At 43.8% G+C, this 15150-nt stretch carries 29 protein-coding genes; 13 read left to right on the forward strand and 16 right to left on the reverse strand.

The genetic code is table 11. The annotated features are described in order from the left end of the window. Positions 1-109: 109 nt before the first annotated feature. The 8 genes from QUB52_RS21585 to QUB52_RS21615 all read left to right on the forward strand — a co-directional run bounded on the left by QUB52_RS21585 (position 110) and on the right by QUB52_RS21615 (position 2966). On the forward strand, positions 110-229 hold the full coding sequence (locus tag QUB52_RS21585; RefSeq protein WP_332974747.1) for a DUF2281 domain-containing protein: 120 nt from the start codon (positions 110-112) through the stop codon (positions 227-229). Then, positions 226-612 (forward strand): type II toxin-antitoxin system VapC family toxin, encoded by a 387-nt coding sequence (locus tag QUB52_RS21590; protein ID WP_332974746.1) that lies wholly within the window; start codon positions 226-228, stop codon positions 610-612. Before QUB52_RS21585 ends, QUB52_RS21590 begins: the two co-directional genes overlap by 4 nt. Positions 613-643: 31 nt before the next feature. Next, positions 644-805: a type II toxin-antitoxin system HicB family antitoxin gene (locus QUB52_RS21595; protein ID WP_332968001.1), complete on the forward strand. Its 162-nt coding sequence runs from the start codon at positions 644-646 to the stop codon at positions 803-805. Between the two features lie 13 nt (positions 806-818). Then, positions 819-1058, forward strand: a complete 240-nt coding sequence (locus QUB52_RS21600; RefSeq protein WP_332974745.1) for a DUF2283 domain-containing protein — start codon at positions 819-821, stop codon at positions 1056-1058. A gap of 41 nt (positions 1059-1099) precedes the next feature. Next, the gene (locus QUB52_RS21605; protein ID WP_332974743.1) at positions 1100-1321 is read left to right on the forward strand and encodes a hypothetical protein; all 222 of its coding nucleotides are present in this window, start codon (positions 1100-1102) and stop codon (positions 1319-1321) included. Between the two features lie 207 nt (positions 1322-1528). Next, the gene (locus QUB52_RS29315) at positions 1529-1654 is read left to right on the forward strand and encodes a hypothetical protein (RefSeq protein WP_442923215.1); all 126 of its coding nucleotides are present in this window, start codon (positions 1529-1531) and stop codon (positions 1652-1654) included. A 56-nt stretch (positions 1655-1710) separates the two neighbouring features. Beyond that, complete coding sequence (locus QUB52_RS21610; protein ID WP_332974742.1) at positions 1711-2565, forward strand: TIGR02587 family membrane protein; 855 nt, start codon at positions 1711-1713, stop codon at positions 2563-2565. Then, on the forward strand, positions 2562-2966 hold the full coding sequence (locus tag QUB52_RS21615) for a TIGR02588 family protein (protein ID WP_332974741.1): 405 nt from the start codon (positions 2562-2564) through the stop codon (positions 2964-2966). The genes QUB52_RS21610 and QUB52_RS21615 overlap by 4 nt, the downstream gene beginning before the upstream one ends. A 152-nt stretch (positions 2967-3118) precedes the next feature. Here the strand turns inward: QUB52_RS21615 and QUB52_RS21620 are convergent, their stop codons facing one another. The 9 genes from QUB52_RS21620 to QUB52_RS21660 form a co-directional block, all read right to left on the reverse strand. Further along, positions 3119-3712, reverse strand: coding sequence for a CPBP family intramembrane glutamic endopeptidase (locus QUB52_RS21620; RefSeq protein WP_265233934.1), 594 nt, complete (start codon positions 3710-3712; stop codon positions 3119-3121). 31 nt (positions 3713-3743) lie between these two features. Then, on the reverse strand, positions 3744-4826 hold the full coding sequence (locus QUB52_RS21625; RefSeq protein WP_332974739.1) for a DUF3326 domain-containing protein: 1083 nt from the start codon (positions 4824-4826) through the stop codon (positions 3744-3746). After that, complete coding sequence (locus tag QUB52_RS21630) at positions 4823-5014, reverse strand: hypothetical protein (RefSeq protein ID WP_265234023.1); 192 nt, start codon at positions 5012-5014, stop codon at positions 4823-4825. Before QUB52_RS21630 ends, QUB52_RS21625 begins: the two co-directional genes overlap by 4 nt. A 65-nt stretch (positions 5015-5079) precedes the next feature. Beyond that, positions 5080-5397, reverse strand: coding sequence for a 2Fe-2S iron-sulfur cluster-binding protein (locus QUB52_RS21635; RefSeq protein WP_265233932.1), 318 nt, complete (start codon positions 5395-5397; stop codon positions 5080-5082). Positions 5398-5790: 393 nt separating this feature from the next. Beyond that, a complete protein-coding gene (locus QUB52_RS21640; RefSeq protein WP_265233931.1) occupies positions 5791-6336 on the reverse strand; it encodes a Uma2 family endonuclease in 546 nt (181 codons plus the stop codon). Between the two features lie 118 nt (positions 6337-6454). Next, positions 6455-7627, reverse strand: a complete 1173-nt coding sequence (locus QUB52_RS21645; protein ID WP_332968010.1) for a YcjF family protein — start codon at positions 7625-7627, stop codon at positions 6455-6457. Positions 7628-7776: 149 nt separating this feature from the next. Beyond that, complete coding sequence (locus QUB52_RS21650) at positions 7777-8358, reverse strand: Uma2 family endonuclease (protein ID WP_265233928.1); 582 nt, start codon at positions 8356-8358, stop codon at positions 7777-7779. A gap of 108 nt (positions 8359-8466) precedes the next feature. Beyond that, complete coding sequence (locus tag QUB52_RS21655; RefSeq protein ID WP_265233927.1) at positions 8467-8736, reverse strand: hypothetical protein; 270 nt, start codon at positions 8734-8736, stop codon at positions 8467-8469. Positions 8737-8826: 90 nt separating this feature from the next. Further along, positions 8827-9270 (reverse strand): hypothetical protein, encoded by a 444-nt coding sequence (locus QUB52_RS21660; RefSeq protein WP_332974738.1) that lies wholly within the window; start codon positions 9268-9270, stop codon positions 8827-8829. A 218-nt stretch (positions 9271-9488) separates the two neighbouring features. Between QUB52_RS21660 and QUB52_RS21665 the strand changes: the two genes are divergently transcribed. The 4 genes from QUB52_RS21665 to QUB52_RS21680 are packed head-to-tail and all read left to right on the forward strand — an operon-like array spanning position 9489 to position 10542. Next, entirely contained in the window at positions 9489-9701 is a 213-nt protein-coding gene (locus tag QUB52_RS21665) for a helix-turn-helix domain-containing protein (RefSeq protein ID WP_106149042.1), read from the forward strand. A gap of 52 nt (positions 9702-9753) precedes the next feature. Then, entirely contained in the window at positions 9754-9966 is a 213-nt protein-coding gene (locus tag QUB52_RS21670; RefSeq protein ID WP_265233925.1) for a helix-turn-helix domain-containing protein, read from the forward strand. Between the two features lie 50 nt (positions 9967-10016). Further along, the gene (locus QUB52_RS21675) at positions 10017-10253 is read left to right on the forward strand and encodes a DUF4160 domain-containing protein (protein ID WP_332968014.1); all 237 of its coding nucleotides are present in this window, start codon (positions 10017-10019) and stop codon (positions 10251-10253) included. Then, complete coding sequence (locus QUB52_RS21680) at positions 10234-10542, forward strand: DUF2442 domain-containing protein (protein ID WP_332974737.1); 309 nt, start codon at positions 10234-10236, stop codon at positions 10540-10542. The genes QUB52_RS21675 and QUB52_RS21680 overlap by 20 nt, the downstream gene beginning before the upstream one ends. Positions 10543-10689: 147 nt before the next feature. Here the strand turns inward: QUB52_RS21680 and QUB52_RS21685 are convergent, their stop codons facing one another. The 4 genes from QUB52_RS21685 to QUB52_RS21700 form a co-directional block, all read right to left on the reverse strand. Further along, entirely contained in the window at positions 10690-11064 is a 375-nt protein-coding gene (locus QUB52_RS21685; RefSeq protein ID WP_332974736.1) for a hypothetical protein, read from the reverse strand. 15 nt (positions 11065-11079) lie between these two features. After that, positions 11080-11775, reverse strand: a complete 696-nt coding sequence (locus tag QUB52_RS21690; protein ID WP_332974735.1) for a MafI family immunity protein — start codon at positions 11773-11775, stop codon at positions 11080-11082. 23 nt (positions 11776-11798) lie between these two features. Further along, entirely contained in the window at positions 11799-12188 is a 390-nt protein-coding gene (locus QUB52_RS21695) for an EndoU domain-containing protein (protein ID WP_332974734.1), read from the reverse strand. A 97-nt stretch (positions 12189-12285) separates the two neighbouring features. Next, positions 12286-12579, reverse strand: a complete 294-nt coding sequence (locus QUB52_RS21700) for a hypothetical protein (protein WP_332974732.1) — start codon at positions 12577-12579, stop codon at positions 12286-12288. Positions 12580-12599: 20 nt separating this feature from the next. Here QUB52_RS21700 and QUB52_RS21705 point away from each other — a divergent pair, with 20 nt between their 5' ends. Then, positions 12600-12719: a DUF2442 domain-containing protein gene (locus tag QUB52_RS21705; RefSeq protein ID WP_332976272.1), complete on the forward strand. Its 120-nt coding sequence runs from the start codon at positions 12600-12602 to the stop codon at positions 12717-12719. Positions 12720-12758: 39 nt separating this feature from the next. On the opposite strand, the gene QUB52_RS21710 is transcribed toward QUB52_RS21705, so the two are convergent. From QUB52_RS21710 to QUB52_RS21720, 3 genes are all read right to left on the reverse strand, one after another. Next, positions 12759-13379 (reverse strand): hypothetical protein, encoded by a 621-nt coding sequence (locus tag QUB52_RS21710; RefSeq protein ID WP_332974730.1) that lies wholly within the window; start codon positions 13377-13379, stop codon positions 12759-12761. Then, entirely contained in the window at positions 13376-13789 is a 414-nt protein-coding gene (locus QUB52_RS21715) for a hypothetical protein (protein WP_332974729.1), read from the reverse strand. The genes QUB52_RS21710 and QUB52_RS21715 overlap by 4 nt, the downstream gene beginning before the upstream one ends. A 304-nt stretch (positions 13790-14093) precedes the next feature. After that, positions 14094-15044 (reverse strand): F0F1 ATP synthase subunit gamma, encoded by a 951-nt coding sequence (locus QUB52_RS21720; RefSeq protein ID WP_265233918.1) that lies wholly within the window; start codon positions 15042-15044, stop codon positions 14094-14096. Positions 15045-15150 lie beyond the last annotated feature (106 nt).

Below are 15150 nucleotides of genomic sequence, written 5' to 3' on the forward strand. Positions count from 1 at the left end.
ATGCTATATCTGCCCATTTTTGTGACTTATTTATGCCTTCTTTAATTCCCCAATCTTAGACCTGAATCCTTACGTTGAGATTACTCAAGATAACCAGCCTGTTGTAAAATTGGTAGGGATACCCAAACAAGCTAAACCCGATCGACAACCAGGAAGTGCTAAAGGAATGGTTTGTATGTCCGATGATTTTGATGAACCGCTAGAAGAGTTTAAGGAGTACATGGAATGAGGCTGTTGTTGGACACTCATGCCTTTATTTGGTACAGGACAAACAGTTCAAGGCTGAGTATAACATGGCGATCGCTAATTAACAAAGGAGATAACAATATTCTCCTCAGTACAGCTAGCGTCTGGGAAATGGCGATTAAGCACAGCATAGGCAGGCTAAATTTTAGTATGCCTTTTATGGAGTTTGTCAAGCAGCAGATCGCAGTTAATAGAATTGAGATACTGGAAATAAGTTTCGATCACATTGAGGTTGTGGCTTCACTGCCTTTGCATCACCGCGATCCATTTGACAGGCTGATAATTGCCCAATCTATGGCGGAACAGATACCCGTTTTGAGCGTTGATGTTATTTTTGATGCTTATGCGATCGCACGTCTGTGGTGAATTAAGTTAGTATAAAAATAAAGAGGGAAAGATGAAACATTTTAGAATCATCATTGAAAAACATCCCGACGGTTATGTAGCCTATCCCCTTGGCATCAAAGGGGCCGTAGTTGGTGAAGGTGACACCTATGAGGAAGCCTTAGCTGATGTCAAGTCAGCTATTCGCTGCTACATCGAGATATTTGGCAAATGAGCAGGAGGTTTCCGTGAAACTAACTTACGATCCGAGATACAACGTAGCTTATATATACCTCCAAGAAAAAAATGCACAGGTAGAAACTATCCAGATTAGCGATCAAATGAATGTGGACATTGCCCCCGACGGTACTATTTATGGAATTGAATTACTCAATGCCAATCAACTATTAGGTGCAGATAGTCAAGGAAAACTAATTTTTTTTAATGAAGCTTTGGGAGAATCAGCCGAAATTCAGCTTGCACTATAACTGCTTTCATAAACTTATGTAAAATACTGATTCAAACAATCATGAAAGCCTACGAGTTTCCAGCAAAAGTCACAGATGAAGGGAAAATCGAATTTCCCGATACCATCTTAAAAGACTTGGCAGCTAACCAAGAAGTCAGAGTTATTGTTCTGGTGGAAGAACCAACTGACACAGCAGAGGAAAACGCTGCTTGGCATCGTCTTGCTGCTGAGCAATTATTGGCGGGCTACAGCGAGGAAGATGCTATCTATGACAATATTTGAAATATGCCAAATTATCAATCAGGAGAAGTTCTCTTACTGGCACTACCTTTTGCTGATGTAACAACATCCAAACTCCGTCCAGTGCTGGTACTTTTGGATACAGGAGATGAAGATATTGTTGTTGCACGAGTGACAAGTCAAATAAGTAGGACTGTTTGTGATGTTGAGATTGTAGAATACTAACAGGCAGGTTTGCTGCGGTTGTCAGTGGTTCGGCTGCATAAGGTGAACACAATAGAAAAGCGTTTGGTCAATCGTCGATTGGGAATTTTAACCGCTAGCGACTGGACGCAAGTTAGAGAAAAAATACAACAAATCTGGTATTCTATTTGATAATGTTTTAAAAATAGTTGATTTTCCAATTTTTTGAGGCGCGTTTTCACTAAAACATGAACAAGTCAAAAAAACGTAAAAATCAGTGGTCAAATGAACTACACGACATCATTCGAGGTGCATCGGGCGGATTTTTGTTCGGGATTCCGCTGCTTTATACGATGGAGGTTTGGTGGATCGGTTCCTCTACTAAACCAGCGCAAATGTCGATCGCCATTGTAACTACTTTTCTCGTCGTTTTATTGCTGACTCGCACCGAAGGTTTTCGCAAAACTAAGAACATCCGCTGGCCAGACGCTGCAATCGATACCGTAGAAGCGATCGCGATTGGCATTGTCTGCGCGGCTTTTATCCTGTTTTTGCTCAGGGAAATTACGCTGGAGACTCCGCTGCAAGAAACTTTGGGTAAAATCGTCTTTGAAGGTTTGCCGTTTTCCTTGGGAGTGGCCCTGGCAAGCGGTTTCTTGAGCGGCGATCGCTATGAAAGCTCAGACAGCGACAGCGAACCGATGATTAATCCCACTTTAGCAGATATCGGCGCTACTTTAATCGGCGCGATGATCATTGCTTTCAACATCGCCCCAACTGACGAAATTCCCATGCTAGCCGCCGCTATTTCGCCGCCTTGGCAATTAGCAATTATCGCCGTTTCGCTGCTAATTTCCTACGGTATTGTATTTGCAGCCGACTTTACTTATCAAGCAAAACGCCAGCAGCAGCAAGGAATTTTTCAGAGTCCCCTCAGCGAGACTGTGATGGCGTATTTAGTATCGCTGGCTGCTTCTGCATTTATGCTATTTTTCTTCCACAAACTCAGTTTTGACGATCCGTGGTCGGTTTGGTTGGGCTATACGTTAGTATTGGGATTGCCGGCGACAATTGGTGGCGCGGCGGGTAGGTTAGCAGTATGAGTGAAAGTAAGAAGGAACAGCCACAAAAAAGAACTCTTGCTGAATGGGTGACATTTGCGATCGCCTGTTCGATCCTGTCTACCCTCACCGGACTCGTACTCTATAACTGGGCGACTAAAAAACAGGAACCTCCAGTAATTTCTGTGACTCGCAACGCGCCAATTCGCGAAACCCAAGGGCAATTTTACGTGCCGTTTACGGTTACTAACACGGGCGGCGAAACGGTCGAATCAGTGCAAGTTATAGCTGAACTGCGCGTCAACGGCGAAGTCTTAGAATCGGGAGACCAGCAAGTTAATTTTTTGTCAAGTGGCGAAACTCAAGAAGGAGCTTTTATTTTCAGCCGCAACCCCAGCCAAGGTGAATTGATTGTGCGATCGAGCAGTTATCAACTGCCTTAACAAAGATCGGATTCGGCGGTTTGAGCAGCTCAAAAGTCAATTGATGTCATGTCCCATAAATTACCCGCAATAAAAAAGGTTCGATCGTTCGGACTTTAGTCCTCTAATTATAAGGACTAAAGTCCGAACGATCAAACCAATCGCCACTTGATCTACCGCTTCACCATACTGTGTTCCCACTTCCAAACACAGCTAGAAATCAAATTCGTGCAGATATGAGCCGTAATTGGCACCAACAAATTCCCCGTAGCTAAAACACTGTAACCCAACAGCAATCCGACAGCCGTCGCCCAAACAGCATAAGGCCACTGATCCATTCCTCCCAAGTGCAGAATGCCGAAGGAAAAACTCGATAAAACTAAACCAGTAAGATTCAATCCCAAAGCAGACAGCATTACACCTCGAAATAGCAATTCTTCGCTAAGTCCCGGCAGCAATCCCAGCCAAATTAAATCGGGCCAAAATAGGGGTTTGAGGACTACTTCTAAGTAAATGTCAGCACTCCGGCGATAACCTGGCCAAAGGCGATAAACGATCGCACTACCGCCTGTAATCGCCAGTCCGATCGCACATCCTGTGAGCAAATCCATTACGATCAATTTGACGGGCAAAAGCGATACCGATCCAAATATCAACCACAATTTAGCTACCGCCAGCAACATAATTGCTGTCACGCCCATTGCTACTAAAACTTGAGTGCGCGTCAACGGTTCAATTTCGGGATTTTCGGGAATTTTTTCTGACACTTAATCTATTTTATATTTTAGGTTTTAGGTTTTAGATTTGTTTAGTAGAGTCAGACAAACACCGCAGGGAGGAGATGTCTGCACCCAAGGAAGCTGGACTGATGCCGGCTCGTAAAGCGACCAATACGCCGATCGCCTCTAAATATGAGTTTACCTGCAAAGCTTTGATTCCGAGTTTTTCTGGAGTAGCCCGCATCTGGGTTTTGTTGTCACCCACAGCGATGATTTGTACTGTCGATCGCCCGCTTAAACTCAGAATAGCACTGCCACCGCACGCTGTGGCGGGTATCACCACCGCATCGACTCGATCGGCAGTAATTGATAATTGGCTGTCTTCCTGGGCTTTCTGCGTTGTAAACTGGGGAGCTTTGCTGAGGCCCGCGAGCACGCAAGGTAAGAAAGTATAACCGATTTCCTCGGCAGCCGATCGCGGGGACAGGTGCGGATCGAGGGGTAGTGGCAACAAAGCCGGAGCGTGAGCACAGGGGATTTTAAATGTTCTAACAATCAGGTGACTGATCACAGCTTCCGCGCCGGCGAGGGGGTCAACTCCTTTGCCGTGGCGGTAGTTTTCGAGGGCGAGGCTGCCTTCATCTTCGGGAAATCTGGCTACAACTGCGATCGCCTGGACTTTTGCTTGTGCGATCAATTTGTCGGCGGCGCGTAGTAAACTGTCGGGATTGCCGATCGTCCCCCAGGATGCCCCTGATTCTGAAGTACGTAATTCTACTTGCAAAGGGCGATCGGTCAAAATACAATCAGTTATGTTCAAACCTAATGTGGCTCTAGCAGCATCAACGGCTTGCAAGTGGCGCAATTGTAACTCCGGTTCGATCGCACAATCCATGATTAAGCCAATGCGATTTTGATGTACCGGTTGCAGGCCCCAGCATCCGGCTGCAAATTTGTCAAGGGCGTAACCTTCGACGTAGAGGGCGTTAGGTATTGGCCAATAAAGTTGAGCACCGTTGAGGACGTTGGGGTGAGTAATCAGCGTATCGGAAATTTGGGCGATCGCCCTAGCAACGGGCAGCGCATCGCCTGCAAAGCCCCCAATCGAGGCTCCAACGCCTGTGGGGACTATCAAAACCACTGTTAAAGGGCGGGGCTTCACGCTGTTGCGGGGGATGCTTCCACGAGCACGTAACCTTCTACCACAGCCTTTTGCCGATCGATATCCACGTCTGTGACTGCCCAGCGCAGGGGTTCGCCGTGCTTTTGCAGTTCAGTTTCAATGGCTGAGTGCAATTCTTCGGCGGTGTCGCGGAGGTCAACTTCTGCGGAAATGAAATGGGTGGTCATCTTGTGATCCATAGTGGTTTTACCGCGATCGGTACTTCGGTACTTAAGTAAATTTTAGCTTAGTCCTAGGATTTACCGAACTGGCGATCGTACACAATGTCTTCTTTTTCGGTTTCTATCTTCAAGTGCGATCGGGGAAAAGAAACGCACAGTAACACATAACCTTCGGCCTGAAGTTCGGGACTAACGCCCATGCAATCAACTTGCTTAACTTGACCCTCAATAACTTTAGCAGCGCAAGTAGTACAAACCCCCGAATTGCAAGAGTTCGGCAAATCAATCCCAGCGGCGATCGCAGTTTGCAAAATTGGTTGATCTTCCGGCACTTCTACGCTATAGGTGCTGCCTTGGTGAAGTAATTCAACGGTGTAAGTTTGAGACATATTTCGATTATTGGTTTTAATTCCCAATTGGAATCTAGGGTAGATTTACAAACAAAGCAATCAGTATTTTACCGCTGTTGGTGATTCTGTGCAAGTTGACAACTACATTATTTATTGCTAATAATTTTCATTAATTGGCTGAATGGGCGATCGCGTCCTGCCCCGCAACCTACGGCATTTTGTCAAGCATTTTCTCACAAATTCAGTCCTAGACGCAGAACCTAATTACCTAGTGGTAGGGTGCGTCGCCATGAAAAATCCCTAAATTATATCGACAATCTCACCGCGACGCACCTTGCACTTCGGGCCCGTACAAATAATCCTCTGTTTCACTCCGCCCAACTATTATTTTGTAGCAATACTTTTTATAAATGGTATAACTAATATTTGCCATCAACCCAACAACTCATCAACAGCAACACTAAAACCCGGCAATACTAGCTGAGTGCTGATTGTAGAATCCCAGTTAAAAGTTAACTTTTGAGATTGAGTCATAATCAATATCCAGCGACTTTCTGGAAAAACAATCCAAACTTCCAAACAACCAGAATCTAAATACTCTTGTGCTTTCAGAAAAACATCTTCCGCAACATCAGTAGGAGAAACAATTTCCGCAATTAACAGCGGACTTTGAGGAAAAGTAGGAACATCGCCATATTCAGCAACAAGTTCAGCAGTCAAATAAGCAACATCAGGGCGACGCACTCGCCTGTCAGTGCGACAAGGAACTTCCGTATAAACTTCGCCACCTTGTCCGCTAGATATCTTGTAACTTCTCCAAGAAAAATCTAGTCTAGATTGGATTCGACTGTGTTTTACTGTCATACCATTTTTCTCCGATATTTGCCCGTCCACCCATTCCATATCGTCGGGGGGATTAGCGATGAAGTCTTCTAGAGAAACATTTTCTGATAAAACGGCTGTCATTACCATAGCCATTTACTCCCTTTTGCAGAATTCACTGATATTATATCATTCTTTGGTAATAGGTAATTGGTAATTGGTAATTGGTAATTGAAACTAACCAATGCCCTATGCCCTAGGCCCTATGACCAATCTACTCAATATTAATTTGATTCGGTGGCTTAGGTTTGTCATCCTTCAAAGTTTTACGCCCCGAAGTTGCATAATCCTTGTACAAATCCACAAACATCTTTGTCAACTGCTGCAAAGAAAGTTGTTCCCCATTAATCTGAGCTTTCATATAAGCTTTCAGCACCTCAATGTAAGCCAAACCGAGAGCAAGCGTGAGAGTTGCCGCCGTTGCACCGGAGATAGCACCGCCAACAATAGTACCAGCACCCGGAATCATTTTAATTAAATTAGTAACAATACTTCTACCAACAGCAGTAACCCCGCCAGCACCGCTAATCGCAGACAGCATCGCCGAAACAAACCCCTTATCAAAGGGCATTCCAAAAATCACAGTAATATTAGCAATCATTGCCGTTTGCATCGCCATCAAAATCGGCGCATCAGCAAACGGTACAGGAGTCGCACCAACAATCGCAGAACCGGCAACATAACCAGTTACATACTTAAATGCCATGTCAGATTTGAGCGCAACATTAGCAATTTGTTCTTTAACAAAAGCTTTTTTAGCGACTTCCGGCAGCAATTGAAAAGTTGCATCTACCAACTTATCTAAACCGTGAGATTTTACTGTATAATCCTCATCAATTTCTTCCGGTTCAGCCATCACAGGGATGATTTGACTGACTGGCAAATTCATGTGTTCTAGTTGCTTGAAAAACTCGCTAGGCTTTTTAGAGGTAGTCTGAGTCAGCACTAAAATCACAGGTACATCTTTGACTTCCATTTCTTTTAGCCAGCTTTCCTCCACAGATTCTATTCTATTAGCACTGTGATTGATGCAGTACCAGATTACGTGAATGTGTTCTTTTGGATGCAGGAGTCTTTGGTCTTCAATTAGTTTAGCAACGTTGAGCTGAATAACTTTAATTTGTTCGGCATTGAGTTCGAGTCCGGGAGTATCGTAGACTGTAATCGGACAACTTGGTTTTGTATATTGGCGGATTCCTTGAGTTACGGGGCGGCCGACTCCGGTTTCTGCTAAGCGCTGGCGAAAAACCGAATTGATCAGGGTACTTTTGCCAACTCCAGTTTTCCCGATGACTAAAACATTGCACTGTCCCACTTGATTTTCAGCGTCTTTGAAAGCATCGTAACTTTTGTTTAAAAGGTCGTCTAGGGAAAAGTCGTCTGACATGGCGGTTCGCTCCGATAATGGGATTAGTCAGTATGTGTGTATCAATAATGCCCGCCGAATAGAATTCGGGGCTATACAAACGAAGTCCGCCTTCGCGGACTAAAAGAGTAAAGGTAGTAATTTAGCCCTATTTGGTATAATTTAATATTTTAAGCTAACAATTCATCAACGGCAATGCTAAAATCTGCGAGAATTTGTTGAGTTCTAACTGTTTCGCCGGCTCGAAATCCCAATATTTGATTATAATTGACCACAAATACTAAATGACTGTCAGGCAAAACTATCCAGACTTCTTGACAGCTAGATGCCAAATATTCTTGTGCTTTGAGAAATACATTTTCAGCAATATCTGTGGGCGAAACTATTTCGGCAAGTAAAGGGAAACTCTGCGGTAAAGTTGGAACATCGCCGAATTGTGCGGCTAATTCGGGTGTGAGATAAGCTACATCGGGGCGGCGAATTTGTTGGTTTGTGCGGCAAGGTGCTTCGGTATAAACTTCTCCTCCTTGGCCACTAGAATCTTTGTAATTTCCCCAACAACGACTTAGCTTGGATTGAATTCGACCAGTTTTCAGTGTCATGTCATTTTTCTCTACGACTTGTCTGTCCACCCATTCCATGTTGTCTGGCGGATTAGCCATGAAATTTTCTATGGTAAGATTATCTCGTACAATGGGTGCGATCGCAGGTGTTTCATCAATTTTAGGTAATTCGCTGGTTGTGGCCACCATAGATTTTTCCTCAATTTTGCATAGTTCGCTAATTCTATTATGACTGATGCGGTGAGAATTGTTGGGATGATCGGTAAGGTGTGCTGTGCGAACCCTACAAAGTATCTCTCATTGATTATCTCCCAGTTTTCTGATTAAAAATCTGACTTCTTCGAGCAAAGTATTAAATCTCTGGTCGTTTTCTAATTTGTACTGTTGAAAATCCTCATTCCGCCGCCGGATTTCTTCATCCCGTTGACTGTCTCTTTCTAAAAGAGCATTGACAGCGCCTACCAGCATATCGACATTGCGATTAGTTTGTTCGATATTCAGAGTCGTTCGATCTACAGTGGCAGCCAAATCATCCATCATTTCGTCTGTCCAGCGTTCCGTTGTCATTGTTTTTTTCCTCGGCTTGTTTTCTAGCGATATTTTAGGTAGTCCAATTATATTTTAGCGATCGCCCTTTCTGAAATGTTGTGCTACAAATTAGAAATGTTCCAGCAGGTATTTTTCCTGTGCATAAACATTCCGCAGCGATTCAACTGCTATTTTCGGCAACATAAACTTAATTACTCCCACCAATCGCCCCCAGTCGAACAATTCAGCAACCGAAACGGCTTGATGAAATTTCTGTGCATAGAAATCCACCCAAAAATCCGGTGCATTTCTCTCTTTTTTGCTGGCCATCCGCCGCTTCCAGTAACCAAAATCTAAACCTTTGGGCGATTCCACTCCCAAAATTGGCGGTAAGTCGGCGTAGCTGACAAAGCGACTCATTGCTTGGGCGTGTACGTAAAGGATGTGCCGCCACCGCTCGATGCGATATATTTGTTCTACTTTGATTTTTAGCAGCCGCGCGATCGCCTCTTTAGTCGCAAATCGGCTCAAGGGATGAACGGGGGTTGATTTTCGCGAAAAGTTTGCTAACATAGTCTGTAATTGTTTGAGATGAGTAGTTGACGTGTCGTTTGAGATGAGTAGTTGACCTGTCGTTGACGGGTGTTTGAACTCTCGGAAAGCGGTAGTTGCCCTCCTTGAAAGCAAGAATTTGATTTGAACAGGCGATCGCCCTTTAGTTTTCCAGGCGTAAGGACGATCGCTTTTTACGATAAAACCATCTTATGATGGTACACCATCAGTTGTCAAGTATGGGTTTAGTTAGATTAAAAGTCAGAGAATTCGCTGCTGAGAAAGGCTGGACGCTAAAAGAGGTTTCAGAGCGATCGGGAGTCATCTACAGCACCGTCAGACACTACGCCCGCTGTCCGGGGGTGTCAACTATTGACTTCATTTCCATACACAAATTGGCTCGCACCTTTGATGTGATGATTGAAGATTTGGTGGAAATTGTGCAGGAATAGCCGATCGACCTTTACGATAAAACTATTAAAAACTAAATCTAGTTTTCTGTCAATGGGTTTAATTAGATTGCGGGTAAAAGAGTTTGCGGCGGAGAAGGGTTGGACGCTAAAAGAGGTTTCAGAGCGATCGGGAGTGATCTACAGCACTCTGACAACCTATTCGCGTTCTCCGGGGATGGCAATGGTTGATTTTACGTGCTTGCTCAAGTTGGCGCGGACGTTTGATGTGATGGTGGAAGATTTGGTTGAGGTAGTGAAAGAGTAGGGCGATCGTCCAAGCTAAGATAGAGAAGTAAGCTTTTGACATCAGCCTGAATGCCTACCTTACTCCGAGTTGGCCCATACCGTTTCTTCTGCTATGCAGGCGATCGTGATGAACCACCGCACATTCACGTTGAGCGCGATCGAGAAGAAGCTAAATTTTGGCTTAGTCCAGTTCGCCTTCAAAATAATAAAGGCTTCAGCCGTACAGAAATCAATGACATTCAGAAACTTGTTGAAGAAAATCAAGAGCAATTGCTAGCAGGTTGGAATGACTTCTTTAATGGTTGAATTGCTAGAAATCCCCAAAGTGCAACACGTAATTATTACAGATGATGCACTGACAGTCGATCTATCTGATGGTCGTACTATTTCTGTTCCTTTAGCTTGGTATCCTCGGCTATTACACGGTAAACCGGGCGATCGCAATAATTGGCGATTTATTGGTGAGAATGAGGGAATGCACTGGCCCGAACTTGACGAAGACATTAGCGTCAAAAATATCATTCTCGGTAAACCATCTGGAGAAAGTCAGAAATCATTTCAGCGGTGGTTAGACGATCGCGCGAACAAAGTCTAATATCAAACCAGGTTTTATGTTAAATTAATTTGTTTGTAGTAAGGACTTCAGTCCTGATTTACGAAAACCAAAACGACTTTGGCTTACATCTTTTAACTCAAAAGATAGCGTCTGAATTACTCCAGACGCGATCGAATTTTTATCAACTCAATATTGCTCGACAGTTGCCCACATTGGATTCACAGACTCACCTCGTTGCAGTGCTTCCCAATCAGAAGTAATCGGTTGGAAAGAACAGTAGCACAGTACAATTCGCAAGTCAGTATCAAAGGAAGAAAACTGGTGAACGCTAGTAACTATCCAGTCTCCATCTTTCCCGTGAGTTACTGCATTACCGGAGTCAGATAGATTGTCATAGTCGCGGGTTCTGTCCCCAGGCTGCGGAAGAATGGGGTTTTCTTCCCAACTCCAGTTTTCCCACAGAATATCAGTTAAACCGCCCCTCGGCATAAGTTGGCGTTCTTCCCAACCAGGAGCACTCATGGTTTCGGCTTTGTAGACAATCCAGATTTTTTTTGCCATCTTTACCTCTGTCTTTTACCAATGAGAATATTTTGATGAAGTGATTAGTTCAGGCAATTGTTCGCGACTGGCCCACCAATCATCTAACGATATAGACACAAGTTGTACGTCATCAGAATTGCTCCGCGATACTGGGGGTGAATCTGACCAAATTGTTTTGTAGATAAAATCAATTATTTCTATGATATCCTCGCTATCGTAAGGGTAACGACCGCCAGAAAAATCTTCATAATTCACATCAGGATGTGTTAGTAAATATTCAAAGGCCAGTTTCAAATACTCCAAATCTCCATGATTGCTGGCGTTTTGTTTCATCCACTGAACTAATGGCAAATATTCGGGCATTTCATCCGGCGGTAGTTCGTGATGATTGAACCATGCAACAGTTATGTCAGATAAATAGTGATTGACCATTGCTGCACTAATTTTCCTAATTATTCCTTCTCTAGGAGTTACTTGCACTTTTAGCATCTCCCACGTTTCCTTTTCCATGCTCAAGGTATTGCCCACTTCTTGCAAAAGTTCATAACCCCTTGAATCTATCGGTATTTCTTCCTCAATGAGAATATCGCACAAAGTCTCTAATGCCAAATTCCACTCGCCCGCATTGATGTAGGATTGAAGAAATTCTATTTGAGTGTCTGAGAGAGATTCCTTAAGTTTGTCAAGGACTTCATTCAATTTTTTAACCACGATTTTATAGTCAAACATGAGTCGATCTCCTTAATAATTATCTACGGATTGAGCGGTATATTGGTCGGAAAAGCTGTGATTAAACCTCTGCCATCTGGTTCTACAATTACCCTTATGTTAACACCATTCCTGGTTCCATCAATCTGCCATTTTACAGGTTTTCCTCTCTTAGTGTATTTAGCACCAGGCGTTCCATTTTGCTGGAACCAGATAGAATTAGGGTCTTTCACCACTTCAGAAATATAATTAATTGTCTGTTCATCGCTCCAGCCTGTGGGAAATTCACTTTTACCAGAAATTCCTCTACCAGGGCCGTGACCTCCCCCAGTTGCGTCACTATCGAGAATATGTGTCCGTTGCTGAGAGTTGATTTGAGATAGATTATTGACATCAATTCCAGCGGGAATATTGCCTGAAGAATGGTTGCTCATAGATGGCTTTTGGAGATTGCCATAATTTTATAGTCAAACAGGAGTTTATCTCCTATCTGACGGCTTCTGGTGAATCATATGATGCTTGTTGCATCAACTAACTTTCGTCTATTTCCTCTGAATCATCCCATTTTAGTTCATCTTCTTGTTGCTCTTCTACTTCTTCTGATTCCTCTGAGTAATTGAACATGAAGACAAATTTACTCTGAGGCAGAATCAGTGTTGGCAAATACAGAGGTTGATTATCCCAACTATCTTGTTTCTCACCTTTTTCATACATAACAACCAGTATGGGTACATCAGGGTGTTCTTTTCTGGGCTTACTTAGCCACTGACTGTTTGCAAAACCAGAACCCTGCCAAGGTCGAGTAGGTTGAGGTTGGTTTTTCAAGCCCAGCGTAGAAAATCCCGATCGTTAATCATACAGACAACGCGCTAACAGTCGATATATCTGATTATCGTACTATTTCTGTACCTTTAGCTTGGTATCCTCGGCTATTACACGGTACACCGGGCGATCGCGATGTCTGATCGAGCAGGCTTTCTGTTAGATTAAACAGACTCACCTCGTTACGGCAGTTTATCTCGTAACAAAAGCCAAGCTTTGAGTTCTTCATCCAAAACATATTTATCACTACTCGCGAGTGCTGCGATAACTTTCAACCGATTTTTAAGCTGTCTTAACTCTCGTATTTCTTCAATAGGAAGCGTTTGCCAATTTCCAGCCTTTTGTTCCACATCTTCCCGCGAATCTTTGATATTATCCCAAAACCATTGTAGGATTAAGTTCACGTCCAGAACTGAATCGTTGGGAACTATTCCGTATTTTGCGATCGCCCCAGCCCGCAACATCATTGACGAAATTCTCAAAGACTCGCCGCTACCGGGTTTTTTCTGTTCCGCGGCTTCAGCCAGTCGATCGTAAATTGCGGTTGCTACTTCTGCCCAAGTGCGATCGCACAAACCCGCATTATTTTCACCTTTTCGAGCCTTCGCAGAGGAAACATCGGCTAACAACAGCCAGTTAAAGTCTTGCGGAGCGGTGGTTTGAGCCGATAATGTATTTTTCACCCAAGCCAGTACGGATTCAGCGTTTTGTTCGAGGATGCGATCGATCGATACTGTCGGGGGAGATTGAGTCATAATCAAATAGGCGATCGGCATGAAGTAGCAATTACTGTTTGCATTCACAATCTCACTGGCAATTTTTTAAGCAATTCATTAACAATAATTTGAGCGATCGGACTATTTTGAGAAAGAATTTGCAAGCGTTTTAAAACATCAAGACTCAGATCTAAATTTTCTTTGGCTGCATCGATCGACCTTAAAGAATCTGCCGCCGTGAGAGTAAGCTCATCATCCGGTGTCTCAAGCATTTCTAGCAACAACGGAATTGCTTGTTGGGAGTCAGCATCAGAAATAATTTCGGCGCAGCGCAATTGCCATTCTTGGGGGCGATTACACCAACAAGATTTGAGTTCTTCCCAATCAGCAGGTGTCAGTTTTTGCACTTGTTCAAGAGCATATATAACAGCATGATCTGACCAATTATCAGGCGAGAATTCCTGATTTAAATATTCATCTAGCTGTGCGAAACTCATCTGAGTAACTCCTTGTTAAAAATTAGTTGTTGGTATGCCACCAGTAGGGTAAGAAGATATCACATTTCCGATCGCTTTAATAGTTACACTTCTGTAAAGCCTTCATACATTATTCTAACTTTTTATTTAGCGATCGTGACTTCCGCTAGATTATCGCGGTAGGGTGCGTCGCCATAAGATATTTATCAATACCCGGAATTGCCGCAGCGATGCACCCTACTTTAATGGTAAGTTCCGACTAAAAAAATAGCGCCTGAGTTTCCCCAGACGCACAGCATAAAATCAACAAATTGTCAACCCTAACCTAACCGTTCAAAGCCTCAGCGCCGCCGGAAACTTCCAGAATTTCCTGGGTAATTGCCGCTTGCCGCGCCTTGTTATAAGTCAGCGTCAAACTACGGATCAAATCACTAGCATTCTCACTAGCATTATTCATCGCCGTCATCCGTGCAGCCAACTCGCTAGCAGCAGATTCTTGCAATGCCCGCAGCAATTGGTTGTTCAAATACAAAGGCAAAAGAGCCTCCAGAATTTGCGCCGGATCTTGCTCGAAAATCATGTCCCGTGGCAAACTCTTCATAGGTGAAGTAACCTTCTCCCGCGATACTTGAAACTGTCCGCCTTGCGATGTCAGGCGGAAGATTTCATCATCGGGAGTTTCCAAACCTTGAGGGTCGAGGGGCAGCAAGGTTTGAATTACTGGACGCGAACTAATTAGCGACACAAACTTAGTGTAAACTAGCTCAACTCTATCTACAGTTCCTGACAGGAACAAAGACAGCAATTCATCAGCAATTAGCGCTGCTTCCGGTGCTGTCGGAATTTGTTCCAAGTTCATGTAAGTCTCTTTAATCGGCTGTTCGCGGCGCTGGAAATACTGAGTAGCTTTGCGGCCTACTAACACGAATTTGTACTCTAAGCCTTCAGCTTTGATTTCCTTGGCGCGATTTTCGGCGTATCTGATGATGTTGTTGTTGTAGCCGCCGCACAAACCCCGATCGCCCGAAACAACCAAAAGTCCCACTGTTCTGACTTCGCGTTTTTTCAGCAGCGGCAAATCCAGGTTTTCAAACTGCAAGCGTTCTGCCAAACCGTATAATACCTCTGCGAGGCGATCGGCAAAAGGCCGAGTAGCCGTCACCTGTTCTTGAGCGCGGCGCACCTTAGCAGCAGCCACCAAACGCATCGCTTCTGTAATCTTTTTAGTGTTCTTGACCGACTTAATGCGATCGCGAATAGTTTTCAGATTTGCCATAAATTTCTCCTTTTTCCTTAGCTTTTATTTCTGAGTTCTTAGTTCCCAGCCATCAGTTTTAAGTTGGTAATTTTTTAACGTCTTTACTTTAGCTTCCAGTCATCAA

Source organism: Microcoleus sp. A6-C6 (assembly GCF_036705955.1).
GTDB lineage: Bacteria > Cyanobacteriota > Cyanobacteriia > Cyanobacteriales > Microcoleaceae > Microcoleus.